The organism is Neobacillus sp. B4I6, from assembly GCF_050434045.1.
Classification (GTDB): domain Bacteria; phylum Bacillota; class Bacilli; order Bacillales; family Cytobacillaceae; genus Neobacillus.
Window position 1 is genome coordinate 5,473,374 of sequence record NZ_JBNPWB010000002.1, and the last position, 25,583, is coordinate 5,498,956.

Consider the following 25,583-nt stretch of genomic DNA (forward strand, 5'->3'; position numbering starts at 1 on the left):
CCCAAAAACACGCCCAAAGAGGAAGGCAACCCTCAATCCAAAACACATTTTTGAAAAATGAACCCAAAATCGCCCTCGCCGAATAGGAAACGTTTGCGAAAACTCCATCGCACCGCAATTCATCTCAAACCAATTATCATGGTGCCTGACACCAAATTTCAGGCGGTGGCAGGGTTTTAATAAAAAAAGGTAACTTAATGGTTTTAAGTCTTGAAATTAGGCTGGCCAATGGAAAAAGTAGAAATAAAAGATACCAGAGCCAGTCTTTCGCCTGGCTTTTTGGAAAGTTTGAGGTTGAATGGAGGGAGTGGACAGTAAATAGGGGAACGTGGACAGTAAGTTGATAGAAGTGGACAGTAAAAATCAAAAGTGGACAGTAAAGTGAAAAAAGTCGACAGTAAACCATGGAATGAATCCACTGGTTGCCAGTAAATGCCTGAAACCCCATTCTCAATCCCAAACACAGTAAAATTAACACACAAAAAAAGCCACTCCTCACAAATCAAGGGGTTGGCTCGATCTTCGTACCTTCATTTTTAGTCAAACTAGAAAAATATTCAAATAAACTGGTAAGATAGCTGTTAAGCTCAAAACCTTCCTCACTCGCAAACTCTGACAATAACAACCTATTCTCTTTCACCCTCATAACCCCCTCGAATATGGAACTATCATCATTATTGCCAAACTATCACTCTCTTATACCAGTAAACTTGAGTAGGGGTATGCCCATCGCAAAAAAATCTAACTAATCATTAGTTAGACCAGCCCATCTATATAAACATACAAAGACCCCTTCAAGATTCGAAGCGGTCTTCGTCCCAGTTATAGTTGTGAGGAACGTTCGCCACCTGTCCAGGAGTAATCGTGTAATTGAGTATCTGTTTTGTAAATGGGTTCAGTATGGATACTGTTGCAGAACCAGAAATACAATAGATTGTGTTAAGGCAACGGAATATGGAAATAAATGATAAAAAAAGCTGAAAATAAAAAAGAAACCAACCAAGCTGGAATCGGCTTAAGGTAATGAAATCGCAACATAATAACCCACAAGAAATTAAAGGCGATTGACCACCAGAAATTCCATCCGTTATGATAGGTGATTTTTCCACCAATAAACATTATACCTTCGATACAAACAAGAATTACTCCCGATATTAGTAAATACATTATTTGATTCTTCCGATTTTTAGGTAAATAGGACAAAAATAGTATGACAATACATGGAAAATTAATGAAGGTTTGAATTAATACTGAAAAGGTATGGTTTAATAAAAAATCAGGTTTCAACTTCCATAGAAAATATTTTCCGTTAACAAAAAAGCTATATAATAAATTATTTACAATTAGGTATAAAATAGTGGGGTAATATTTTCTCCAATTTTTTATATCTCCAAATTTCCAGCAGCAAAGTACCAGAGTTAGGCACAGAACAACACGCAATAGGAACACCCAATTTCAACAGTTTTTATTTTAAAATTTACCAAAAAGCTTAAAATTATTACTATTTCCTCTTCAACTGACAGGTGCAATAAAAACCCATTCTTTTACATAGAAGTTCGCCAAATCACCATACGTGAAATCCACTTTTATTCCCCCTATAAAATAAACGAAGTGCCAACTTCTCTTTAATAGAAATTGGCACTTCGTTTATTCGCTATACGTTATCGTGTCGCTTTTGGAGGTTGGCACACGTCACATTTACGTTGGTCATTATTTTTAAATTTCGTAAATGTTTTTTCAAAGTTGTTGCCACATGCACATGTAAATAGTAACTTTTGCGAAAAACCTTGGTATTCCGTAGTCAGCAACTTGCTTTCCGAATGGTTCTCAACAAATTCTTTAATTTTACCAATCGTCCATCGTTTATTCATTCTCTAACACCTCATATTTTATCGCTAGGCGGAGGCTTTTCTTAGCATCCGTTCAATTCTAAGTAAATGTAGTAATTATCCTAAGTTACTCATTATAACATGAGCTGGCACTCAATTAAACAGATGGAAAATATCTTAATAAACTAACGGCCGTTAGTGGAATTAGAAAAGGAGTTGCAGCCGCAACCCCAATCTTCAACTATAATTTCTTGCACATGGCAGTTAAAAAAGACATTAAACTAATAATAAGGATAATAGCCAGGATAACCATATCCATAATAAGGGGAGCTGTAACCATATGGGGATAAATGGTAGCCGCCCATCATTCCACCCGTAAACCCTCCCCAGAAAGGGGTGCCGAAATGTGGTCCCCCATAGTAAAAATGGTGATAAAAAGCATGAGGCCGCAGAAATATCCGTCTTTTATCATTTTCATTAAACAAGAGCATACTCGATTGATTCATTTCCAACCCATTCCTTTTTTCAATGTAGTTGTTTAGCCATGTAACAATTTAAGTCTTCAAACTTCAACAAATAAATAACTGTTATGGCAAGAACTCCTTGGTCGGTTCCAATTCTTTCTTTTTTTCTTCCAGAATAATTTGCGTACCTGCGTTTGCTTCTAATACGAGCCCTAAGGATTGTAACCAATCTCCCAAATTGGTGATTTCTTGAGCTTCCAACGTGAGCGATTCCTCATCCGTTAAAACTTGTTTTGTAACACCAATACTTTCTAAAAATTGGCCCATGGTTTGAATCCATGCTCCCAGTAATATCTGTCTTTCATTGGCATCCGATCGGATTTCCTCATCAACCAACATAATCTTAGATAAATAGTACGCCTCCATGATTTGACCAATAAATTGAATCCAGACAGCAACGGAAACTTGTTTTTCAAGTTGTGAAATCAGTTCCTCCTTGTCAGAATTACTATTTTCCTTGGATTCTTTTTTATTTTCTGTTTGAGCATTCACTGTATTTCACTCCTTCTTTATATACGTATGCAAATATATAGGGGAATGCCTTTGAAAAATTTGTCATAGTGATGTAGTCAGTGTGCAGTATTTTCGTATATTTCTGAAAGACCAACGAAAATTGGGACAGAAAATGATGGAAAATGTCGAAATATACATAGGGGAGGTAAATGGTCATGGGTCGCATTTAGTGTTAAACTTGATCGGCTACCTTAATAAAAATACATAATCGTCCATTTATCTTAAATGACAACAAATGAATGACCCTAAACAGGAAATAGGAGAACAAGTTATTATGACGAACGAATTATTTGAAAATGGTGAATTGACACGAATCAGGAAAGAAACCCACGGAAAAAGCAAGCAAACCAAACCTGTCCCAGAGTTCACTTCAAGGATGGAAAAACGCGAATATGATCAACGCGTCCATTATTTTGATATTCGAAATGTATTAGATGTCAAAGGATTCCTACAAGATATTCGTGCCAATTGGAATACATATGTGTCACAGGTGAACCAATGGATACAAACTAGCCCAGTAAAAAGACTTGTCGTGACGGGTATTTTTACCGTCGTCCTTAGCTTTTTTGCAAGCACATCAAATGCAGCCTTTATTCAGGAATATACATATCAGGTAAAAAGCGGTGAAAAAATCGAAGAGATTGCTGCAGCGCATGGAGTAACAGTACAAGAAATAGTAGAGGCCAATGGCCGAACTTCCATTAACGGTAAAAAAATTCTTTTACCAAAAGTACATAACAGAACGGTTACCGCCACCACTCTAAATGTTCGGTCACACCCGACGACTGAAAGCCGTGTCATCGGAAAATATATACAAGGGGATGTAGTGAAGGTCTCCTTCATAGAAAACGGCTGGGCTGGCATTCTGATCAAAGGAAGAGTTTGTTTTGTGAGTGCCAATTATCTTACCGTACAAGAAGAAACGACGAAACCAGTTATCACTCAAGCCAAACCCATGTATGTAACGGCCACTTCCTTGAGAGTGAGGGAAGCTGCCTCTACGAGCAGTGCTGAAATAGGTACGTTACGATTAAACGATCGAGTGTCTGTCGAAGCATCTATAAATGGATGGGCTCAGATTAATTTCAAAGGCAAAACAGCGTATGTGAGTGAAACCTATTTAACTACTTACCTGCCAGCACCAACAAAACCAAGTACATCAGTGTATGTGATTAAGCCCGGTGATAATTTTACAAAAATCAGTAAAGCCCTTACGATCTCTGTCTCATCCATTCAAGAACTAAATCCAACCGTAGACTCAGCAAAGTTGAAAATTGGCCAAGAAATCAAAATCCCTGCCACAACAGCAACGGCTACGAATCAAATCAAAGTGGCAGCATATATAGGAGGGGTGGACCCTCAAGGAACGTTTCGGTTTATCACATCTAATGGGATCACGTATGCTGCCAAAGCATCAGGCAGCATGGTAAATGAATTATTTGAACATCAAGGGGAAAAAGTGACCCTAACACTCGAAGGAAAAAGGGGTCAACAAATGACTTTACTATCTTTAAAATAAATCGTAACAAAAAAATTAGCCTCAGGTTTGAGGCTTTTTTTTGGGGATAAAGTGCAATATGGAGGAACAAAATACCTTCTGGAGGATAAAGCGTGTTACGCATTCTTCATAATGATTGTATCAAACGAAATCGCCACTGCTTGACAGCAGTTGGCGATTTCTTCTAGGCCTTCATAGATTTGTTTGTATTTAATAATACGGATTGGGTCTTTTTCAGCGGTAAACAAATGTTTAATGGATGCACGCAGAATATGGTCGCAATTCGACTCCATTTCTTTAATTTTGATTGCGTATTCTCTTATATGAAGCAATTTCTTAGAGGAAAGCAGTTCAATCGCTGCATCAATTTCCGTTGCACAATTTTTGATCTCATCAACAAATTTCAGCGTGAATTCGTCCATTTCAATAATAGAGTACATTTCAAATAGGGCAGCTGTATGGTATAAGCCGTCCAAAATATCATCCATGCTGATGGAAAGAGCTAAAATATCTTCCCGCTCAAATGGAGTGATAAAAGCATTATTTAGATCTCTAATCAGGTCATGAACCATGGCATCCCCGTTTGATTCAAATTCTTTCATCTTTTCGGAAAAAGTATTAAGATCACTAACATTTTTTAATTCGTAGTCAGCAAAGTAGTTCGCACTTTCTTTTAAATTTAAAGAAATGTTATTTAAATGATTAAAGAACTTGTCTTTCTTTTTTACTGCCATTCAATACCCTCCACATGGTCCAATTAGTGTATTTGCCTAAAAAAATGGTTAAAAAACCTTTATCAAAGCGCTTTTAAAAGCAATTACTATAATAAATGCAACCATTGGACAAAAGTAACGGCTTACGTCCTATATCTACTCGACAAAAAATGGCCGAATGTTTTTTTTTATTTATTAAGATATTAAAGAAATGAGCTATTCGCTACATATGGCGGGTTTCGTCATAGGGAATGTAGTTGTCTCGTAAAAGACCTAGTGAAAAAGCCCTTCCCATTCTTAAGCTCTTAACATAAATTGTAAGGAATAATCCTAAAGGAGGGCTATAATATGTTTGGTTATGGTGGTTTTGGTGGTTGTGGCTACGGCGGTGTCGGCTATGGCGGCGGCTTTGCTTTAATTGTTGTATTGTTTATCTTGTTAATCATCGTAGGAGCAGTAATCTGTTTCTAAGAAGAAACAATTATTCTTAACTAAAAAAGCCCTATAAGGGCTTTTTTGGTTGAAACGATAACTCACCAAGGTGTATGGTCCATGGATTGGTTATGGGTTTTGGCTACACTCTAGCTTATGCAGCCTTTCATTTGAATAACCAATGAGTTAAGCCTGATTTTGGAGAACTTTTTTTCATTTAGCTCAGCACTTGCCTATTCAGTTTTAATATCTTGTACATATATTATTACTACACCCAATCCAAATTAATAAAGATTTACCTCCAAAGAACGTTTGCTTATAAAGCAGACGTTTTTCGTATTTTTAGGCATATTGCTGATTTTGTCTTCCCTTTAAGCACTTTGGGGAAATTGTTCTTTCTCTGCCTTTTTTAAAAATAATCTTTTTAAAAACGGTATGGACCATCGATCCAAACCAATTTTTCCCGCATTTAGTCCAGCAACTAGAATAAACATCCCTAGTAAAACCATTTGTGGATTTGTACTGGTTGTTCCAGAGAACATATAAGCAAAGTTCATAGTAATCCCCATTAGTATAGAAAATGAGGTGAAAATACCTAAAATTAATCCGAGACCTACTAAAAATTCACCCCAAGGAACGATTACATTAAAAAGATCGACATATGGTAATGCGACCTCTTTTAAAAAATTTCCCCACCAAGGTTGAACAGCAGGGTGTTCACCAGACATATTTTTTACCGCTCCATACAAAAAGCCGCTTGCATCAAATTTACCACTTGAGATTTTTCCCCAACCAGCATTTAACCACTGCCAACCAAGATAGAGCCGAAGTAAAGTAAGTAGCAGTGAGGCCAAACGGTTTTCCTTTAAAAATGTAATAAACATAATAAAACCCCCTAAATAATTGATAATTATTATCATTGATAACGATTATCATTATCGTTTAAACTGATTTTTTAGTCAACGAGTGTAAAGTACTAAGTTTTTTGGGGTTAGATAGACCAATATCCCTATTTCCTTCTTCTACTTACGAAGCAAGTTAGTTAAAGAACAAATGTATTCTAGATTAACAGAAGCTGAATGATCAACTCCTAATTGAAACCTTCCCACATTGGAGAAGGTTTTTTTTGCATAAATAATGGCTCGAAGAATACTCCAAGCCATCGAGGTAAATTAAGTCTGTTAAGCATCTGGAATAATAGTAAAAGCAATTGTTCGAACCGGAGACTCTGTTTTCTTGCTCGTAGTATTGTAGTATTTAGTCAATAAGTCGTTTAATTCGTTTTGAAATTGTATAAAGTGTTCCTCATCAATCTTTAATTCAACTACAGAAAAAGCAGCAAGGTCCTCTTGGCAGTTTTGTTCTCCTAATTTCTTAAGATAATCTTGATATTGAGTCATAAGTAATAATTGATAATAGGAAAAATAGGTTAATTTTTCCTCGTTAGAAGCCTTTTTCCATTCCTCTACGTCAATTCTTGCCTCTTCTTCATTTAAAGCATAATATTTTTCGGAAACAGATTTCACCTTTTTTTCATTAATAACGTGGATGACACCGGAATCCACCATGGTTTGTATATGCCTATATAGACTTGATTGAGGCACATCCTTAATGATTTTTACCATTTCTAATGGTGTTAGTCCATTTTCTTTATTTCTCATTAATGCTTGGCAAATTTTCATTCTTACTGGATGCATTATCACTTCAATTTTGTTACTCACAATTTCACCTTATTCATTGTTTAATTTTAATCTCATTATAAATAATGAGAATAGCTATTGCAACACACCTGCGACTAAGTTATCATTATTAAGAATGAGAATGAGATTGAAGGGAACGATGGAAATGAAGCTGCAATATGGTCTGGGTGACCTAAAGGATCTTGATTTTATGGCTTTTCTACCAATAATAATGCCAGTTATTGTAGTAAGTACGATCTTAATTTTAATTGCATTAATTGATTTATACCGCCATAGAAAGACAAGAAAAAATATGCTCCCATGGGTGCTAATTATTCTATTTGCCAATACACTTGGACCTATTCTGTACTTCACCATAGGGAGAAAGGATAGTGAGAGAATATGAAATTAGAAATCAAAAATGTTACGAAAAAATTTAAAGGAAAAATGGCTGTCAATAATTTTTCGATGGAACTGAATTCAGGAGAATGTGTCGGATTAATCGGTCCGAATGGGGCAGGGAAGTCCACATTAATAAAAGTGATTTCAGATATTATCAATTCAGACTCTGGTGAAGTTTTGTTGAATGGGAAAAAAATATCGAAAATGAAAAGGGAAATTGGTTACCTGCCACAGTACCCTAACTTTTTTCATTGGATGACAGCGAAAGAAACGCTTACGTTTATGGGGCAACTTTCTGGAATGCTAAAAGAAGAATTAACAAACGGGATCCCTGAAATTTTGGCAAAAGTCGGACTAGAAGGTGAAGAAAACTCAAAAGTCGGCACATTTTCTGGTGGAATGAAACAGAGACTTGGTATCGCACAAGCACTATTACATAAGCCTTCACTTATTGTCATGGATGAGCCAGTATCTGCATTAGATCCAATTGGGCGAAGAGAAGTGTTAAACCTGATCGAGGAAATAAAAAAAGATACTACTATTTTATTATCAACCCATATATTAGGCGATGCAGAAGAAATATGTGAACGATTTGTAATCATTAAAAATGGAACAAAAATAGAAGATACAACAATCACTGAACTGTTGAACCGAAATAACGAAAATAAATTAAATTTAGAAATCATATCGAAGGATCAAAAATGGATTGGCATGATAAAAAAATTACCTTATGTGAAGGAAGTCGAGGTCATAGGGAATAAAGTCCAAATAAAAGTTGAAAACATCCAAAAAAACAAAAATATGCTCCTGATGAATGCACTCTCTCACGACGTGGACATCGTAAAATTTGAAATCAATAATGATACTTTAGAAGAAATATTTTTAAAATTGGTGGTGTGAAAAATGAATAATTTTACTGTACTAACAAAAAAAGAATTTGTTCAAATGGTACGTGATTTTAAAGTTATTTGGCTACCGATTGTCTTTCTCTTTTTAGGAATAACTCAACCAATTGTAACTTATTACTTGCCATCCATTTTGGAATCGTTAGGTGGAGGGACTGGCATTACAATAGATTCGAGTGTGACAGCTCAAGAAGGAGGAAAAGTACTAGCCACCACGTTAGGGTCCCAATTTGATCAGCTTGGGATTATGATTATTGTTATCTCAATGATGGGGATAATTCAAACAGATAAATCAAATGGTATGTTGGCCTTTATCTTAACACGACCTGTTACTGTTATTTCATATATCGCTGGAAAAATTGTATCAAATTATTTGATAGTAGCTTTTAGTGTAACGATTGGATACCTTTCTTCTTTTCTTTACGTAAATTATCTTTTCGAAGATGTTCCATTTTTAGACATGATTGCTGCACTAATGTTTTATCTTGTATGGGTTCTTTATATCGTATCTTTTACAACGATGATTAGTACTATTTTTCACAGTCAAGGTATTATCGCACTAATTTCAATTGTTTACCTTTTGGGTTGCAGAATTATCGTCGGTTTGAATCCAGCAATTGATTATGTAAATCCAGCCAGCATGAGTAAACATGCAATGGAATCTCTAATCACAGGTTCGGTAAATTTAAACGAAATAGTCAATGTACTACTAACAATTGCTTGTATTTTGCTGACACTCTGGGTAACGAATTATTGGATTGCCAATAAAAAATATAATCATGAATAAAAACTTAGAACTGATAAATAGCGTCTTGAAACCTCTCCGTTTTATTACATATGGGTGAATGTCTAATCCTAGGACAATCGTGGAACATAGTATAAATTTGTGGTCCTTATAATCAGGATAAGAAAAAATAAATAACCTTGGTGAGGGGAATGTTTCAAAATGGAAGAACAAAAACAATACCGCGATGATTTGTTGGAATGGTGTAATACCATTTATTCTAATTGGGAAAGTATGAAACCAAAGGTTACCAAGCTCTTTGATATGGAAAGGTTAGAGGAATGGGAAGGATCATGCCGTCAATTAAAAGAGAAATTACAAGCAGATTTAAACGTGGACTTTGATGACTATCTGACAGCTAAAAGTCTTTATGAACAGTGGGAACAGCTTTTTAAAGAAACGAATGCGTATCAAGAAGAAATTGAAGTCGATTCTGATCAACGTTTGGAATGGGAAGAGGAACAACCATTCCACGAAGGATTAATGGAAAGGGCTGCTTTTCAAGAGGAAATTGAGGTTGAAACAGATAAGGGTTTGGATTTGGAAGAAGAACTACAATACCGTGAAGAATTGTTGGAATGGTGTAATACCATTTATTCCAATTGGGAAAGTATGAAACCAAGGTTTTCAAAACTCTTTGATATAAAAAGTTTAGAGGAATGGGAGGCATCATGCCGCAATTTAAAAGAGAAATTACAGGAAGATTTAAAAGCGGACTTCGATGATTATCAGACAGCTAAAAGCCTATATGAACAGTGGGAACAGTTATTCAAAGAATCGTATGCTTATAAAGTAGGAATTGGAGTTTAATCTGCTTAAGATTTAGGTATTTCATCACTTATTAGGGGGTCGGAATCTAGAATTTTGGCTAAATAATTTTCTCCAACGACAAAGTTATGACAAAAAGTAGAAGAAGTATATAAAGGGGAATATTTATTATCAATACATTATAAGTGAAACCCGTCGCTCAATTCATTGGAGACAAGTGGTAACGGGTGCTTGAGTTCAAGATATGGTTGTCTTTTTGGCAGCCTTTTTTTCTTGTTCAGATAACGGTTCAGGGTAGTGGAATAAGGTTACTCCATTAAGAAATTAACTTTTCAAGGAGGCTGTTAATAAAGGGATTTTTCTATTTCAATATAGAAAAAATCCAAACACAAAGTCCGATAATATTTGCTAATAAAAAAGAAATAATTAAAACGTTTTTAAATCGATCCATTTTTTCTCCTTATTCTTACAATTAATATGTATACTACTCTATTTTAAACTATTAAATTTTTCATTATAGCATATATTTTTTAATTTTCACTCAATTTTGATTGACAATGATTATCATTTAGGTATAAAATCATAAACGAAAATGATAATCATTATCATTTTCGTTATGGAATATTCTTAATAGATTCGTAGGAGGTGATAATAATGAGTACATTAATTAATAAAGTGGTCTTGCAATTATTGGTAACTGTAATGCGTATTCTTTTTGGTGTAGGATGGCTATTAGCAGGTGTAACGAAGATTAGTGAAAAACACTGGTTTAGTGAACCTGGTGTTTTTATCGAACAGTATTTATTAACAGCAGTAGAAAAACCGAATGTTCCAGAATTTTATAAGTATTTCATTGAACATATAGCATTAGATCATGTTATTTTCTTCAATTATACAATTCCTATTGTGCAAATTATTTTGGGAATATGTTTGATCGTTGGATTTTTGATTATTCCTTCTGTTTCCATTTGTCTTTTTATGCATGTGAATTTTATTCTTTCAGGAAATATGAATTTAATAAGTCTGACCCTTTATACAAGCGCATTTGCAATTATATTTTTTATACAACGTAGTTATGTTTTCAGTTTAGACCGATATTTTGGAATAGATCAAAAGCTTTCTTTTAAGAACAAAAAGTTAGAAGAGCCTGTTATACCAAAAAGGCTTATTAAGAATATTTCATAATTAAAATGAAGATTTTCTTTAGATTAGTTTAAAAATTAGTCGTTTATTAGCTATTAATCCAATTTATTTTTTATTTTATTATAATGATAGATAAAATTATTATGTTGAAGGGATATTATTATGCAAAACAAGCCATGGAAAGTGATGTCATTTATTGCACTTGCATCCACTTTAGTACTAATTGCTGGATGTACGAGCGATAAGAAAGTTGCAAAAGAAGAAAAAACATCAGAACAAAAGCAACAAGTAAGTAAGGACGTGACAAACGCTTCTGTAACAGTACCTGTGACAGATTATACGTTTGATACAGCAGGTAACATGTTCGCATATGCAGAATTTGAGCTTTCAGGAGAACCCTTAGTAGAGGGACTAGGACTTGATTTGGATGTTCTTGATCCAAAAAAGTTAGATTCGCCCACAAAGTTTGATTATACAGCAGGAATTGAATCGTATGAATATTCAGAGGAAGCAATGTATGAAGTGGTAGAAAAATCAGGGTTAGGGCTACATTTAATTAATGGTCCAGTTGTCAAGGAATTAGCTAAAAAGCAGGGGAAAGAATCAGATGAATTATTAGCAGAGCGTTTCTATAAATTAGCTGATGCAGTTGGCTATCCTCGTGAAGAGATTCATAGGAATATGTTTCCTACCTTTATTGAATATGCAAAAGGTGATCCTCATTATATTCAAGAAGTAGATACTTCTAACTATGCTTCAGGGGAAGAAAATACATACGTTCCTCAATATCAAGTTAACTTTAAGTCGCTTCGATGGGATCGTAATAAAATGGATAAAGTTTTAAATCCGGCAGCATATGGTGGGGTATTCTTAAAACAAGCTCTTTGGGCCGGGGATTTTATGGGTGGGTTTCATACTGTAGAAGGTGATGAAGAATTGGAAGGTGAAACACCCACAGATGATCATGGTGAAAACGTTGCCATTGGTGTTAGCTCAGCAGATGGTATGCAGGGAGCCATTCTAGTAGAGGAAGTTTGGAACAAATTAAATTACGTTCGTAATCACTTATTTTACAAGGCAAATGATAAGAAATTACTTCCTGTAAGTGTTGGAAGTCAGTATGATCCATCAAAAGGCTATGTTTATTTACCTCATACAATCCAAGTAAAAGAGGACGGAAATTCAGACGTTCCTAATGCCGAGTCACTAGAAGTAACAGATGCGCGCAGTATTTTAACAGATCAATGGTTAATGCTTTGGCCTTCATCTGAATTCTTAGGCACGACAGATCAGCGTCTGGAAAATAAAAATGTTGCACCATCATTCCGAGCACTTTTTGATAGTGATCCTTATCCTGCTGCACCAAAAGTAAATCTTGATAACAATGCAGGAAACGATGTGACTGTAAACGATCCATACTCTGTTAACCGTGACGTACTGCTTCATGTGTTTAAAAACATTGATGCCATGCACTTTAATGAAAAAGAAGGTGCATTTGTAGTTGAACATAATGGTAAAGAGCAAGGAAATTATGTAGACACGTTTAATGCAAGTTATACAATTGAATCACTCCGTATTTTCCAGCGTGCAATTGATGGTCTTCCAGTTGGATATGCAAATGCAGAAGACGCTGAAGGATTAAATACAGCTGAAGGTAAACGTGCAATTGAATTAATTACAAAACAAGCAGATTTTATCATTGATAAACTGATAACAGATTCAGGCTTAGTTGCAAAAGGCTATACATTCGGTAAAGGTGCAGATGAGGAAACAACATTAAATGCACAACTTGGGGCCGTTCGCGGCTTAACAGCAGCATATCTTGCAACAAAGGATGAAAAATATCGTAATGCTGCTCGTACCGTTTATCAAGCAATGGATGAAATGCTTTGGGATAATGAGGCAAAAGCCTATGAAACTGTGAAAGGCGAAATGAAATATGATGCCTTTACTGCAGGTGGAGTATCTGCTGTCTTACGTGTCGCGATTAATAACTTAAGCAATATTGAAGGTGATGAAAAACAGCCAGAAGCATTAGAAGTGGAAACCATTATTTCACGATATGTTGATTTTTATGAAACTGTCATAGATGGTCCAGATCTTAAACAAGGAATGCAGGCAAGTGAATTCTGGGATACTGGTGATTTTTACATTGATGGTGATGAGTCTGGAAACACAGATGGAGACCAAGTTCCACAAACTCAAGCTGGTCATGGTAAATACGGCGTTGCACCTGTTCTTGTACCTGTTGAAGTAAAAAAATAAAGATAAAGAGGGTAGGTAATCGTGAAGAAAATTGCCCTTTTCTGGTTAACGCTCCTATTGATGGGGGCGTTAGTTGGTTGTAAGGAAAGAATAAACGCAGTTATAAAAGAGAAAGAGCCAGGAGTTGTCCGGGACTATGCTGTTAACAGCAACAATATTGTTATGAATAAGGCGGGTAATACCATTTATATAGCCAATATTGATGTAAATACAGTTACCATTGTTGACAGTCAAACAAAAAAGGTGACAGCTGAAATACCAGTCGGGAAATCCCCGGTACAACTAACCCTTTCACCAGATGAAAATAGTTTGTATGTTTCCTGTAGGTATGACAATAAAATTGACATCATATCAATTGAAAAAGAAAAAGTGGTTGATTCTCTTGATGTCGGAATTGAACCATATGGTGTTGTAACAAGTCAGGACGGCAAAAAGCTGTATGTTGCAAACTATCGATCTAGTACATTATCAGTAATCGATCTAACTAATAAAAAGGTTGAGTCTGAGATTAAAGTCGGCGATCGACCTAGAACATTAGCGATTACGGCAGATGGGCATAAGTTATATGTTCCGCATTATTTAGATGCGAAAATTAGTGTGATTAATACCGAAACTGAAAAAATAAGTAAAGTAATTTCCCTTGCCGATTCACCAGATAATAACGATCGCAAAAAAAGCCAAGGGATTCCAAATACATTAGAACAATTTGTGATTGATCCCGATGGAAAAAAGGCTTGGATTCCACACTTGTTAACAAATGTTGATACTCCTATTCATTTTCAGGAAACGATTTTTCCAGCCATCTCTGTCATTGATTTAACGACTGATGAAGAGTTGATTGAAGAACGGAAAGAATTGTTCGAAGAAATAAATGTTACAGATAAAAAGAATGACACAATCATTACATCAAATCCTTATGATGTCGTCTTTCATCCAAACGGTAACAAAGCATATGTTGTCATGTCAGGAAGTGAAGATCTCGTTGTATTCGATTTAAAACGTGGTGGTAATGCAACACAGATTTTAAGAAGAATAGAAGGAAATAATCCAAGAGGTGCCGTGATTTCACCAGATGGCGAATCCGTTTATGTTCACAACGCTATGAGTCATGATCTTGCCGAGATTTCTATAGGAGGAGACAGTCCATACGCTCGTGCAAAAATGAAAGGTGAAAATCTTGAGTTGATATCAAAAGATCCTCTGTCCCCACTAGTAAGAGAAGGGAAAACGATCTTTTATAGTGCCAATAGCGAGGAGTTTGCTACAGGAATTACAGGGAATAATTGGATGAGCTGTATTTCTTGTCATGCTGATGGTGAAATAAATGGACTTACTTTAAAAACTTCAAAAGGACCAAGAGATGTTCCAAGCAATGTTTTAACGACTAAAACCGGATTATTTATGTGGGATGGCAGTCGTGATGATTTTACGGATTATATATTGACTGTGCAGGGTGAAATGGGTGGCATGACAGAATTTGATCCGGGAAAACCACTCCCTGATGATGCCGAGCATATGTATGATGCGATGTTTGCCTATCTCGATGATCCAGATTCATTCCCAGTCCCAAAAAGTCCTTATCGTACTAAGGATGGAAGCCTAACCTCTACAGCAGAGGATGGAAGAAAATTGTTTGAAGGGAAAGCAGGCTGTATTGCATGTCATGCAGGGACTCAATTTACAGATAGCGTAAAGGCTATTGATAAAAACGGTCATTTGACAACTAGCAATACTAATTATTTGCATGATATCGGTACTACTAATCCGTTAGATAAACCATCTAAAGGTAATGCTAGACAAGGTTTTACAAACCCAAGAGATCCTCTTCATTTTGATGTTCCAACATTAAGAGGGGTATGGGCAAGTGCACCTTATTTGCATGATGGCAGTGCTAATACGATTGAAGAGGTTATTAAGCGAATTCGATATGAAGGAAAGCCTGCGTTTACAGACGGTGAAATTTTAAAAATAGCCGAATATGTACGTTCTATAGAATAGAGGGTAATCAAAAAATAGACAAGTAAATTTACAGAAAGCACCGTGTAAACGGTGCTTCATTACCCTTTTGAAAGGGTAGGAATTATATCTGCCCTGGGTAAAATGCCTCGTTGATTTCCCAAGACTCAACGATCTTGCGGGCTACAGCAGGTTCATATCCCATACCCATAAGGTACGTAATAGCCGCAACTTCTCGTAAGGCATGAGGAAAAGAAGTGTGCTGGGCTTCATGTAATCCATATTGAACAAGTGGTTCAACGTTACTTAATACTGTGTGTTTATAATGGTGTGGGCTATAATGATGTTGTTGATTAAAGTGATAAGGATTGTATTGGTAAGGGTTATTCAAAATACAGTCATCTCCTTAGATAAATAATTTGTAAAGTCATCATTAGTCTATGTGTGTTTTAACATGGGTGAAACGGATAGTGGAAAATTAATAGAGAAATGAGTGGGAGTCGTACCCCTATTAAGCTTACAGGTGCCTCAGTTAAAGAAGATAAAAAAAGCCGATTCCTAAACCATCAGGAAATCGGCTTTTTAATGGGGTGAAACTTCCCTAGGCGCTAGGGCTAGTTGTACCACTATATTTATGTGAATGAGGATGGACTCCGTTAACTGTCGTCTCTCCGTGAAAATTATGATAATGCCCAACTCCACCAGGTAAGGGAATAGCAGGACCCGTTGTGCCTCGGATTTCATGTTTATGGCCATCATCCAACGAAGTCACGGTAAAGTAATTATGAGTATGTTGTATACCAGTAGCGGCAGGTTCTGTTGCCCCTGTATATCTATGGTCATGCCCTCCCATAAAAGAGGTCACTCCTGAAAAATGATGTCTATGAATAGGTGTGCCGTTCCAAGACGTCAGATATAATTGGTGAGAATGCTCAGTATCCATATCTGAATTACTTGAATGAATGATAAACCCAGTAACCGGAATTTCCATATCTTTTCCCCCTTTTCTAAATCGCTCTTACAATTTATGAAAAAACTAAATCATTCATGTCCTTTTTCGAAATAAACATAATGAAAGAAAGAACCTAGAGTAGGCTTCCTTTCCATTTAAATGGACTTGACTAGGTGGGGTTTATTAAAAAGGTAACTTAATGGTTTAGGTCTTGAGAAAAGGGAAAGACAATAACCTGATCCAGGCTGAACGCCTGGATTTTTAGTTTTTTAGTGTTTTTTTAGGAGTTTTGGGGGCAGGAAAAAGACAAGTGGCTGATAAAATGCTGAAAGTGGCAGATAAAATCGAAAAGCGGCAGATAAAATGAAAAAGTGGCCGATAAATCCAGAAAGTGGCCGATAAATTGTCCTTAGGGTAATTCGATGGCAGGGGTTTTATTAAAAAAGGTAACTTAATGGTTTTAGGTCTTGAATTTAGGCTGGTCCAATGGAATAAGTAGGAGTAAAAGTTACCAGAGCCAGTCTATCGACTGGCCTTTTGGGTAGTCTGAGGTGGAAATGAGGGAGTGGACAGTAAACAGGGGAAAGTGGACAGTAAACCAAGGAATGAATCAACTGGTTGTCGAAATCCCCAATCCAAATGGAGCCCCCAACTGGCAAAAAGACTCACAGATAAGTTCTTATGCTAACGGGTGCGTTGATCCAGAAAGGATTAGCGCTTATTTTTATTGAAGCTGCTATTTATTAATTTAAAAGTCAATCACAACTATAGGCAGTGAAATTTCTTAAGAGTTTTCATTGCCATTTTCTTTGAAATAATTTATGAATAATCGCACTTGTAAAAGAGCCTAATACAGCACTTCCTGCAATATCAGATGGATAATGATGTCCTACCCAGATTCGTGACAATCCCGTTAAAAAAGAAAACCCCAACATAATAGATCCAAGGATGCGTTGATTAAAGAGGACTATTGTTGAAACGGCGAAAGTTAGTAGTGTATGTTTACTTGGAAAGGATGAATCGAATTTAGAAGGGGTAAGTATACCTACTCTCCCTTCTATAAATGGACGGGGCTTAAAATAAAATAACTTAATTATAAAATGCAAGAATAACGAAATCATGATAGACACGACTGCTTCAATAGTTACATTCTTTTTTTTAAAAAGCAAAATCACTAAAATAATGAAGAAAACAAATTTCATCCTTTTGGAAATAAGTATCATTAATTTATCTATTAATAAATGACGTCCGGAAAGCAAATTTATTAAACGAAATAGTTTAACATCCAAGCTTATTCACCTCTATTTACTGAAAAATTTTGGATAAAGTGATAAATAACTTGATTCAATTCACTTGCTGCTTTTGTTGGGACCTGATGTTTAATGCCTTCAACAAAGGTTATTTCATTTTGAGGTAGTTTCGTATGTAGTTGTTGTGCATAACGATAAAATGTTTTATCTTTTCCGCCATAAATGAGGGAAATTGGCATTGTAATGTTCTCTAGTTGATCGGAAATGTTATAGTTCAAACTGTAATCATAGTATTGCAAGATGTTTCTAGCATCACCTTTTTTAGCTTCTAGTAACATCTTGTCGAACAGCTCTTTTGTATTTGAATTGCTATTGGATATTGACCGAGCTAATGCAGGCAATGCCCCAATCCTTGCAAGGTTTTTAGCAAGGCGTATTCTGTTTTTTAGACGCCAGTCACTTACCTCAGACATTCCACTAATAATGATTCCACCTAAAGCACGCCCTTTTGATGTTGATAACAAAAATTCCAATAGGATAGATGCCCCTGTTGAATATCCGCATAAAAAGGCTTGTTTAATATCCAGATGGTCCATTAGTTTTTTTATATCCTCAACGATTAGTGGATAGGTAACAGGTTTTCTTGAAAAGGGACTCCTTCCATGTCCTCGTATATCAAAGGTGATAACCTGAAAAATACGAGATAGTTCTTCTAACTGGTATATGAAATTCATAGAAGTTAGAACAGGTGGATGAATAAATATGATTGGAATCCCTTTACCTTTAATAGTGTAGTAAAGGGTACTCTCATCAACATCGAGGATTGGCATTATATCACCTCAAATTAATAATACCTTGATTTGCTTTCATTTATTATTGGGTTCATTTGGTTGAATCATACAAAAAAAGCTTGGTCTTCCCTGCTTTTTTACAACTCAAATTCCCATTTAACTGCCCACCGGTACAAGAGGGCACGAACACCACAGGTAACTAGTACTATGCGAGCAGGATTTTCCTAACAGTTACGGCTACAGTTGGGGATTATAATCCTCAAACAAACAGACTTATGTTGCTTAATATTATCAGTGATTTGTTGAAGTACTTTAGTAATCTAAACTGGAAAATAAGGCTGATAAATTAGAAGAGATTTTACATAAATTTGTGGATATAATTTATGTTGTCTGACTATAAGGAGGAAAAAACGTGTTTAATAACGAAAGACCAAGAAGAATACTTTTAGATCTGGCAGTTACTTTAGATGGATTTATTGAAGGTCCAAAAGGGGAAGTAGACTGGTGCATTATGGACCCCGATATGGACTTCAATAATTTCTTAAATCATATTGATACTATTTTATATGGAAGAAAAAGTTATGATTTATGGGGTCAGTATACCCCTGATATTGAAGTTTCTGATACAGAAAAAGAAATTTGGGAATTGGTACATAGTAAAGAGAAATATGTGTTTTCCAAAACACAAAAAGAGTCTGAAAATAACGTAAAATTTATAAATGAAAATATTGTGGAAGAAGTAATTAAATTAAAGAATAAGCCTGGAAAAGATATTTGGCTTTATGGTGGGGCAAGTCTTATTACAACCTTTTTAAATCTAGGACTTGTTGATGAATTTAGATTATCTGTTCACCCTATTATTTTGGGAGAAGGAAAACCCTTGTTTATAGACATAAAGAAGCGGGTGAATTTAAAACTGGTTGAAACAAAAAGGTTTCCTTCAGGTGTTGTTCAATTATGTTATCATCTTAATGAGAATCCAAAGTGAAAATTAATAACTAATTCATCTTTCGGGTGTGATTTTTTCTGATGTACTTTAGCTAAAAACATATGTAACAGAATAAATGGTGTTCTAAAAAACAAAACCATCCTAGAAAGGATGGTTTTGGAAAATGGACAAGAATTTTTTATATAACATCATATTCCGACCGCCAGAAAATGTATCTGGGATATCTTATCATTTTTGATAAAGACGCTTACACTTTATTGCTGATTGTACTGAGGTTCTTCCCCTTGAATTTCTTGAAGACGAGGTTCAAGGCTTTCAAGCACGGATTTTGTTTGTTGTGCGGCTTGTTGATAAAGCTGTTTTGCATTCTGGTTATCGGTTGCTAAAGCAAAAGTTTCAAAGCTTGCTTGTGCACCTTTTAAACTTGCTAAAGCGGTTTGAACATCTTTACCAACTGTCATTTTTTAAACCCTCTTTTCATTGATGTAGTATGCGAATATTTTTGTCTACTCGACTTACTTAAAATGCTCATAAATTTGAAATTTACTCTGCTTGAATAGAAAAAAGCGTCAGAAGGTAACTTAATGGTTTTAGATCCTGAATTTAGGCTGGTCCAATGGAATAAGTAGGAATAAAAATAACCTGATCCAGTCTAGAGACTGGATTTTTGGGTGGTTTGAGGTTGAAATTGTGGGAGTGGACAGTAAACAGGGGAAAGTGGACAGTAAAATTGAAAAGTGGACAGTAAAGTGAAGAAAGTCGACAGTAAACTATGAAAAGTGGACAGTAAACAAGAGAATGAATCCACTGGTTGGCGGAATCCCCAATCCAAATGGAGCCCCAACTGAAATTTAGGCCTAATAAATCAAAAGAAGTAAGAAAACCAACTCTAAAATACAGGTAACACTAGCTCAACTCCCAACACGGTTAAATAAACAAAAAAAAAGCCTCTCACATCAAGGGGTCGGCTCGAACTTTGTAACTTCATTTTTTGACAAACTAGAGAAATATGTACAAAAAATAGCCTGCTCTCCATAAGGGGCAAAGACAAAGACCTGAGCCAGGATAAACCCCTGGCTTTTTAGCTTTTTTTGTGTGGTGGTTGAAGAAGGAAGTGGGTTATAATTAATGGTAAAATATAGAATATATTAAAGGGAGAGGTTATGACAAAGAAATTACTTATTTTATTAGCTTTCGTTCCGCTATTGTTGATGGGATGTAACGCTAGCGGTTCAAACTTGTATGAATTCGATAATTCAAAATTAAAAGAACAAGTGAAAGACCAAGAATTCCAACCTGAATTGCCCTCTAAATTACCACTAGAAAATATGAAAGCATCATTTAGTGAAATTCCAGATCAAGCTGACGTCCAAACATTCGACTTTTTTACAAATGGGGAAGGAAATAACAACCACTTGGAGCTTTTGGTAGTAAATAAGAAAGCTAGTTCTTCTAATATAAAGTTTGAAGAAGTAGAAATTGGAGATTTGAAAGGTCAATATGCTATAAATGATGAAAAAGCTCAAATTTTAAGATGGAAAGAAAACAATTTAGAATACACCTTAACTTACTATGGTCAACAATCAGATAAGGAATTGTCCAAAGAGGATTTAATTGAGACAGCCAAATCATTTGAATAGCAGACAAAGAGGAGACTTCGAATAAGAAAGTCTCCTCTTTTTTATTTTCATCTTCAACCATTCAGAAGGATTTTAAAAATCGCACTCGGATTTAATGATCCATTTCAGTAGATACTATCTAGGAAGTTTTTCTAGTCAAATATAAAAAAACGGTATATAATCATTTTAATATTTGTACCTATAAATAATATATATAGTAATAAACTGAATAGGTTGGTATAAAAAATGGAGGGCGAAAAAATGAAGTTTCCACATGATTTTTTATTCGGCGCGGCTTCAGCTTCTTATCAAATAGAAGGAGCGTGGAATGAAGATGGTAAAGGGGTAACCAATTGGGATGTCTTTTCAAAGATTCCGGGAAAAACGTATGAGGGTACCAATGGGGATGTAGCGATCGACCATTATCATCGCTACAAAGAAGATATTCAATTAATGGCCGAGATGGGATTGGAGTCGTACCGATTTTCGATTTCATGGGCACGTATTCTGCCAACTGGTGATGGTGAAGTTAATGAAAGGGGCTTGGAATTTTATAACAATGTCATCAATGAATGTTTGAAATATGGGATTGTGCCATTTGTTACGCTGTATCATTGGGATTTGCCGCTTACGCTGGAAGAAGACGGGGGATGGACGAATAAGCGAACAGCGGAAGCCTTCGTCAAGTATGCAGAAATTTGTTTTCGGTCCTTCGGTGACCGCGTTAAACATTGGATTACGTTCAATGAAACGGTTATGTTTACCGGCTTAGGCTATTTAAAAGGGGCGCATCCGCCTGGGATCCAAAATGATGAGAATAAATACTTTCAAGCGACACATTACGTGTTTTATGCCCATGCGAAAGCCGTCGAAGTCTATAAGGGGCTGAATCATTACGGCGAAATTGGAATTACCCATGTATTCTTACCAGCCTACAGTGTAGATGATCAAGAGGAGAATATCCTAGCGGCCCGGCATGCCAATGAATATGAAACATTTTGGTACTATGACCCCATTTTAAAAGGCGAATATCCGACTTACGTGGTCGAGCAATTACAGGAAAAAGGCTGGACGCCAATTTGGACAGACGAAGAACTAGATACTTTAAAAAGAAATGCCGGAAAAAATGATTTTATCGGACTAAATTATTACCAGCCGATTCGCGTTGAAAAAAATCACGAAGTCCTTTCAACCATGGAACATTCACGTGAAACATCGACGCTGACTCCAGGCAACCCGTCGTTTGATGGCTTTTATCGGACCGTGAAAATGGAAGATAAAACCTATACGAAATGGGGCTGGGAAATCTCACCGCAAGGATTTTTAGACGGGCTCCATATGTTAAAAGAGCGTTATGGTGATATCAAAATGTATGTAACCGAAAACGGACTCGGTGATGAGGATCCGATTATTGAGGGTGAAATCGTCGATGTTCCTCGGATTAAATATATTGAGGCGCATTTAAAAGTGATTAAGCGTGCTATTCAAGAAGGCATACATTTAAAAGGGTATTACGCCTGGTCGGTCATTGATCTCCTAAGCTGGTTAAACGGCTATAAAAAGCAATACGGCTTCATTTACGTCGATCATCAGGATCACTTAAACCGAAAGAAAAAGCTGTCGTTTCATTGGTATAAGCAGATCATTGAGACAAGAGGCGAAGAGCTCTAAGTTAAAAAGAAAGCCTCTTGATATTAATCAGGAGGCTTGATGTATAATAAAGTCATTAAATAATGGAACGAAACAATAGGGAGATTATATGGCTGTAAAATATAAAGAAATAGCGGATCAATTAGAACGGGATATTCGGGATGGGAAATTCGATCAAACGAAAAGGCTGCCGACCGAAGATGAACTGTTAAAAAAATTTGAAGTGAGCCGAAATACGATTCGGAAAGCCATTAATCAGCTCGTCAATCGCGGCCACATCTATCAGGTGCAGGGCAGCGGCATGTTTTTACGGGAAAAATCCGAAACCGATACGATCAATTTAGGCAGTTTAAGAGGCTTAACAAAAGATTTGACTTCAAAAACAATTGAGACGAAAATTCTCGATTTACACGTGCTAGAAGCCGATGAAGAGAAAGCAAAACAATTGCGTTGTGAAGTCGGAACCAAGCTTTATTATATCAAGCGGCTCCGGATCGTAGATCAAGAACCCTTCTCGATTGAAATCAGTTATTTTAAAAAAGACATTGTCCCCTACTTAAACGAAGAGATCGCCTCGAGTTCTATTTATAGTTACCTGATCGACGACTTAAAATTAACGATTGGTTTTGCGGACAAAGTCATCAACTGTGAAAAAATCGATGAGGTCAGTGCGGAATTGCTCCAGGTTCATCCGCTCGATCCAGCCCTAATTATCGAAAACACCGTCTGTTTAACAAACGGGACCATCTTTGAATTATCTCAATCCATCTTTCATTATCAAAAAGCAAAAATCTTAAATCGCATCAATTTTAAATAAAAAACTCTGTTATACTTGGCTGTTGATTTCCGCTCCAGGCGCTTCAATCAACATGTGCCAAAATCAACAATGAGCTTTAAAATAACCAAATAAAAAAACGGTTAAGTCTCCTGTTCTTAACCGTTTTTTTAATCCTGTCCACATGTGCTTTTCGCAGAATAAACATATGAAAGAAAGAGCCCATACTAGGCTCTTCCTTCCGATCGATCATTTGAAAATGACGATTTCATTCTCAAATGAAACATGTTCAGATTGCACCAAAAAACTAAAATGTGGAAAGGACGATAATTAATAGAATGAACAATACAACGATTAAAACAAAGCTGCTGCCGCCATAACCACCACCGCCGTAGCCGTAACCGCCACCGTAACCGCAAAATCCCATATCTTTTCACCACCTATTTCGTTTGTGGATGTTAATTACCATCTCAATATTATTATATTTTTTACAAGAGAACGTGATTGGACATGCTCCGTTATTTTGAAGAAATCCGCGATCGTACCGTAATTTTTCTTAACCGATAAAAACAAGAAGAAGCTATGCAGGATGACATTCGCTTCTTCCAGGGGTGATTCTATATCTGTGCTTGACGGCGGATGAGAGATTCCTGTCTCTCCCTAATAAGCTATGCAAAAAGAATAAGAGGGACTGGACAAGCGTTGAGAAAGGTTAGAAAAATTTTTTGCCCCCTTTCTCTGGCAGGCTGCTCAGAATACGAGGTATTCTGTTGATTTATGTATGAAAAAAGGACAGGGTTATTCCAGACTGTCCTTCCTTCAAAAAAGTGACCTGTCACTTTTTTAAATTAGTAGCCTCCCATGAAGGAAGCTCCGATGATGATTAGCAAGATGAAAAGTACAACGATTAACGCAGTTGAACTTCTACTTGAATGATGATCACTCATGTTTCTCACCCCATTTTGAAAATGACAATTTAAAGCTCAAATGAAACAAGATCAGATTGTTCCACTAAACTAGAATGTTGAAAGAACGATAATTAATAGAATGAACAATACAACGATTAATACAAAACTGTTACCGCTATAACCGCCGCCGCCTCCATAACCATAGCCCATATCTTCTTCACCACCTATTCATTTTTGAGGAAGTAATTTCCATCCTCTCCATTAATATATTTATTCCAAAGAAACATGATTGGACAAGTAACCGTTTGTTATAAAAATCCGCAATCGTACCGTATTTTGATGGCCCGCTGAAAAACAAAAAGAAGCGAATGCTGGTGTCATCCGCTCCTTTTCGGAGGTAATAATATGTCTGTTCTTTACGGCGGATGAGAGATTCCTGTCTCTCCCTAATAAACTATGCCAAAGAAATAAAGAGGACTGGACAAGCGCTGAAAAAGGGTGAAATTATTAAAAAATAATCAAAATGCCTACTTTTTTATTTTTTGTCCAAGTATCCACACTTTGATACAAAACCAATCATAGCTTATCTAAGAGAGGATAAAAGCGAGGTGGAGAAGTAATTGGACGGGGATAATCATCATCAAGAACAAAAGCCGGCAAGAGAAATAGACCCTTTTTCAAGATTCATGTTTGGAAACCGTAAACGTAGAGAAACACACAAAGAAAGCGAAAACCATGCAAAAGAAAATCCGGAACAAAACAAACGATCGTCTTTAGAGGATTGGTTTTTTGGACGTAGAAAAAAGGAACCTGCAACAGCTCATAAAAACAGGCAGCATCAGACACAAACCACCCAGAGTAAAATAGAAAACTTTATGAACAATGTTGATATTGACTTACTTATGCAAACCTATGACACCCTCGTTACGACAACCAAACAATATAAACCATTACTTAAAGAGATCACACCCTTTTTCAGTAAAATTACTCAAAAATTTAAAAAGTAGCAAAGCTGAGGCTAAAAACAAAGAAAATACCTACATTTAATTGTGTAGGTATTTTCTATGAACACCCTTTCATAGCTCTAATCCTTTCTAAAAATTGGACAAGTTCACGTTTGTTCGAAAAAATCCGCAATCGCACCGAATATTTTTTCATTTTATTCGATGAGGAGCACCGTATTCAGGTGGGTTTTTTCCATATATTGTCTAATTGCACAAAACCCCAAGATTTTGGCACAAAACCCATTAGAAATGGCACAAAACCTTGTTGAAATAG

The 25,583-nt window shown here is 36.0% G+C and carries 30 protein-coding genes and 1 pseudogene; 14 read left to right on the forward strand and 17 right to left on the reverse strand.

All coding sequences use genetic code 11. The features are described 5' to 3' along the window. Positions 1 to 502: 502 nt before the first annotated feature. The 6 genes and pseudogenes from QF028_RS29305 to QF028_RS29330 form a co-directional block, all read right to left on the reverse strand. Entirely contained in the window at positions 503 to 640 is a 138-nt protein-coding gene (locus QF028_RS29305; protein WP_168240856.1) for a hypothetical protein, read from the reverse strand. 184 nt (positions 641 to 824) lie between these two features. Continuing rightward, positions 825 to 935, reverse strand: a pseudogene (locus QF028_RS29310) (cupin domain-containing protein); the annotation flags it as partial. A 4-nt stretch (positions 936 to 939) separates the two neighbouring features. After that, a complete protein-coding gene (locus QF028_RS29315; protein ID WP_429470998.1) occupies positions 940 to 1,449 on the reverse strand; it encodes a CBO0543 family protein in 510 nt (169 codons plus the stop codon). A gap of 212 nt (positions 1,450 to 1,661) precedes the next feature. Beyond that, positions 1,662 to 1,871, reverse strand: coding sequence for a hypothetical protein (locus tag QF028_RS29320; protein ID WP_429471000.1), 210 nt, complete (start codon positions 1,869 to 1,871; stop codon positions 1,662 to 1,664). 239 nt (positions 1,872 to 2,110) lie between these two features. Continuing rightward, positions 2,111 to 2,335: a hypothetical protein gene (locus QF028_RS29325; RefSeq protein WP_215004801.1), complete on the reverse strand. Its 225-nt coding sequence runs from the start codon at positions 2,333 to 2,335 to the stop codon at positions 2,111 to 2,113. An 81-nt stretch (positions 2,336 to 2,416) separates the two neighbouring features. After that, a complete protein-coding gene (locus tag QF028_RS29330; protein ID WP_429471002.1) occupies positions 2,417 to 2,845 on the reverse strand; it encodes a hypothetical protein in 429 nt (142 codons plus the stop codon). A gap of 295 nt (positions 2,846 to 3,140) precedes the next feature. Here QF028_RS29330 and QF028_RS29335 point away from each other — a divergent pair, with 295 nt between their 5' ends. Further along, positions 3,141 to 4,385, forward strand: coding sequence for an SH3 domain-containing protein (locus QF028_RS29335; protein ID WP_429471004.1), 1,245 nt, complete (start codon positions 3,141 to 3,143; stop codon positions 4,383 to 4,385). A 95-nt stretch (positions 4,386 to 4,480) separates the two neighbouring features. Here the strand turns inward: QF028_RS29335 and QF028_RS29340 are convergent, their stop codons facing one another. Beyond that, positions 4,481 to 5,098, reverse strand: a complete 618-nt coding sequence (locus QF028_RS29340) for a DUF47 domain-containing protein (protein ID WP_429471006.1) — start codon at positions 5,096 to 5,098, stop codon at positions 4,481 to 4,483. 327 nt (positions 5,099 to 5,425) lie between these two features. On the opposite strand from QF028_RS29340, the gene QF028_RS29345 reads away from it, so the two are divergent. Further along, a complete protein-coding gene (locus QF028_RS29345; RefSeq protein WP_168241215.1) occupies positions 5,426 to 5,548 on the forward strand; it encodes a YjcZ family sporulation protein in 123 nt (40 codons plus the stop codon). 332 nt (positions 5,549 to 5,880) lie between these two features. Here the strand turns inward: QF028_RS29345 and QF028_RS29350 are convergent, their stop codons facing one another. Together QF028_RS29350 and QF028_RS29355 are read right to left on the reverse strand one after the other, a co-directional pair. Continuing rightward, on the reverse strand, positions 5,881 to 6,393 hold the full coding sequence (locus QF028_RS29350) for a DoxX family protein (protein ID WP_429471009.1): 513 nt from the start codon (positions 6,391 to 6,393) through the stop codon (positions 5,881 to 5,883). A gap of 297 nt (positions 6,394 to 6,690) precedes the next feature. Next, positions 6,691 to 7,230, reverse strand: coding sequence for a transcriptional regulator (locus QF028_RS29355; RefSeq protein WP_168241212.1), 540 nt, complete (start codon positions 7,228 to 7,230; stop codon positions 6,691 to 6,693). 124 nt (positions 7,231 to 7,354) lie between these two features. Here QF028_RS29355 and QF028_RS29360 point away from each other — a divergent pair, with 124 nt between their 5' ends. The 7 genes from QF028_RS29360 (at position 7,355) to QF028_RS29390 (ending at position 15,453) form a co-directional block, all read left to right on the forward strand. Continuing rightward, positions 7,355 to 7,594, forward strand: coding sequence for a PLD nuclease N-terminal domain-containing protein (locus tag QF028_RS29360; RefSeq protein WP_429472593.1), 240 nt, complete (start codon positions 7,355 to 7,357; stop codon positions 7,592 to 7,594). Beyond that, complete coding sequence (locus QF028_RS29365) at positions 7,591 to 8,490, forward strand: ATP-binding cassette domain-containing protein (RefSeq protein WP_410884968.1); 900 nt, start codon at positions 7,591 to 7,593, stop codon at positions 8,488 to 8,490. The genes QF028_RS29360 and QF028_RS29365 overlap by 4 nt, the downstream gene beginning before the upstream one ends. 3 nt (positions 8,491 to 8,493) lie before the next feature. Continuing rightward, positions 8,494 to 9,282 (forward strand): ABC transporter permease, encoded by a 789-nt coding sequence (locus QF028_RS29370; RefSeq protein WP_429471011.1) that lies wholly within the window; start codon positions 8,494 to 8,496, stop codon positions 9,280 to 9,282. Between the two features lie 159 nt (positions 9,283 to 9,441). Continuing rightward, complete coding sequence (locus QF028_RS29375) at positions 9,442 to 10,089, forward strand: hypothetical protein (protein WP_429471013.1); 648 nt, start codon at positions 9,442 to 9,444, stop codon at positions 10,087 to 10,089. Between the two features lie 612 nt (positions 10,090 to 10,701). After that, entirely contained in the window at positions 10,702 to 11,232 is a 531-nt protein-coding gene (locus QF028_RS29380; protein WP_429471015.1) for a hypothetical protein, read from the forward strand. A 120-nt stretch (positions 11,233 to 11,352) separates the two neighbouring features. Next, positions 11,353 to 13,455, forward strand: a complete 2,103-nt coding sequence (locus QF028_RS29385) for a hypothetical protein (RefSeq protein ID WP_429471017.1) — start codon at positions 11,353 to 11,355, stop codon at positions 13,453 to 13,455. 60 nt (positions 13,456 to 13,515) lie between these two features. After that, positions 13,516 to 15,453: a beta-propeller fold lactonase family protein gene (locus tag QF028_RS29390; RefSeq protein WP_429472595.1), complete on the forward strand. Its 1,938-nt coding sequence runs from the start codon at positions 13,516 to 13,518 to the stop codon at positions 15,451 to 15,453. An 82-nt stretch (positions 15,454 to 15,535) separates the two neighbouring features. On the opposite strand, the gene QF028_RS29395 is transcribed toward QF028_RS29390, so the two are convergent. The 4 genes from QF028_RS29395 to QF028_RS29410 all read right to left on the reverse strand — a co-directional run bounded on the left by QF028_RS29395 (position 15,536) and on the right by QF028_RS29410 (position 18,443). Beyond that, positions 15,536 to 15,802, reverse strand: a complete 267-nt coding sequence (locus QF028_RS29395; RefSeq protein WP_429471019.1) for a hypothetical protein — start codon at positions 15,800 to 15,802, stop codon at positions 15,536 to 15,538. Positions 15,803 to 16,012: 210 nt separating this feature from the next. Next, positions 16,013 to 16,402 carry a YmaF family protein gene (locus QF028_RS29400; protein WP_429471021.1) on the reverse strand — a complete coding sequence of 130 codons (390 nt, stop codon included), beginning with the start codon at positions 16,400 to 16,402 and terminating at the stop codon, positions 16,013 to 16,015. Positions 16,403 to 17,157: 755 nt separating this feature from the next. After that, positions 17,158 to 17,652 (reverse strand): undecaprenyl-diphosphatase, encoded by a 495-nt coding sequence (locus tag QF028_RS29405; protein ID WP_429471023.1) that lies wholly within the window; start codon positions 17,650 to 17,652, stop codon positions 17,158 to 17,160. 2 nt (positions 17,653 to 17,654) lie between these two features. After that, positions 17,655 to 18,443 (reverse strand): alpha/beta fold hydrolase, encoded by a 789-nt coding sequence (locus tag QF028_RS29410; protein WP_429471025.1) that lies wholly within the window; start codon positions 18,441 to 18,443, stop codon positions 17,655 to 17,657. Positions 18,444 to 18,816: 373 nt separating this feature from the next. Between QF028_RS29410 and QF028_RS29415 the strand changes: the two genes are divergently transcribed. Further along, entirely contained in the window at positions 18,817 to 19,392 is a 576-nt protein-coding gene (locus tag QF028_RS29415; protein ID WP_429471027.1) for a dihydrofolate reductase family protein, read from the forward strand. Positions 19,393 to 19,607: 215 nt separating this feature from the next. Here the strand turns inward: QF028_RS29415 and QF028_RS29420 are convergent, their stop codons facing one another. Beyond that, positions 19,608 to 19,814 (reverse strand): DUF1657 domain-containing protein, encoded by a 207-nt coding sequence (locus QF028_RS29420; RefSeq protein ID WP_410884946.1) that lies wholly within the window; start codon positions 19,812 to 19,814, stop codon positions 19,608 to 19,610. Between the two features lie 702 nt (positions 19,815 to 20,516). Between QF028_RS29420 and QF028_RS29425 the strand changes: the two genes are divergently transcribed. From QF028_RS29425 to QF028_RS29435, 3 genes are all read left to right on the forward strand, one after another. Beyond that, the gene (locus tag QF028_RS29425) at positions 20,517 to 20,993 is read left to right on the forward strand and encodes a DUF4367 domain-containing protein (RefSeq protein ID WP_429471029.1); all 477 of its coding nucleotides are present in this window, start codon (positions 20,517 to 20,519) and stop codon (positions 20,991 to 20,993) included. 240 nt (positions 20,994 to 21,233) lie between these two features. Then, positions 21,234 to 22,643, forward strand: a complete 1,410-nt coding sequence (locus tag QF028_RS29430; RefSeq protein WP_429471031.1) for a GH1 family beta-glucosidase — start codon at positions 21,234 to 21,236, stop codon at positions 22,641 to 22,643. Positions 22,644 to 22,731: 88 nt separating this feature from the next. Continuing rightward, on the forward strand, positions 22,732 to 23,439 hold the full coding sequence (locus tag QF028_RS29435; protein ID WP_429471033.1) for a GntR family transcriptional regulator: 708 nt from the start codon (positions 22,732 to 22,734) through the stop codon (positions 23,437 to 23,439). Positions 23,440 to 23,704: 265 nt separating this feature from the next. Here the strand turns inward: QF028_RS29435 and QF028_RS29440 are convergent, their stop codons facing one another. From QF028_RS29440 to QF028_RS29450, 3 genes are all read right to left on the reverse strand, one after another. Then, positions 23,705 to 23,824 carry a YjcZ family sporulation protein gene (locus QF028_RS29440; protein ID WP_429471035.1) on the reverse strand — a complete coding sequence of 40 codons (120 nt, stop codon included), beginning with the start codon at positions 23,822 to 23,824 and terminating at the stop codon, positions 23,705 to 23,707. Positions 23,825 to 24,245: 421 nt separating this feature from the next. Then, a complete protein-coding gene (locus QF028_RS29445) occupies positions 24,246 to 24,344 on the reverse strand; it encodes a YjcZ family sporulation protein (RefSeq protein WP_429471037.1) in 99 nt (32 codons plus the stop codon). Positions 24,345 to 24,413: 69 nt separating this feature from the next. Beyond that, on the reverse strand, positions 24,414 to 24,515 hold the full coding sequence (locus tag QF028_RS29450) for a YjcZ family sporulation protein (protein ID WP_429471039.1): 102 nt from the start codon (positions 24,513 to 24,515) through the stop codon (positions 24,414 to 24,416). A gap of 410 nt (positions 24,516 to 24,925) precedes the next feature. Here QF028_RS29450 and QF028_RS29455 point away from each other — a divergent pair, with 410 nt between their 5' ends. After that, on the forward strand, positions 24,926 to 25,312 hold the full coding sequence (locus tag QF028_RS29455) for a hypothetical protein (protein WP_429471041.1): 387 nt from the start codon (positions 24,926 to 24,928) through the stop codon (positions 25,310 to 25,312). Positions 25,313 to 25,583: the final 271 nt, after the last annotated feature.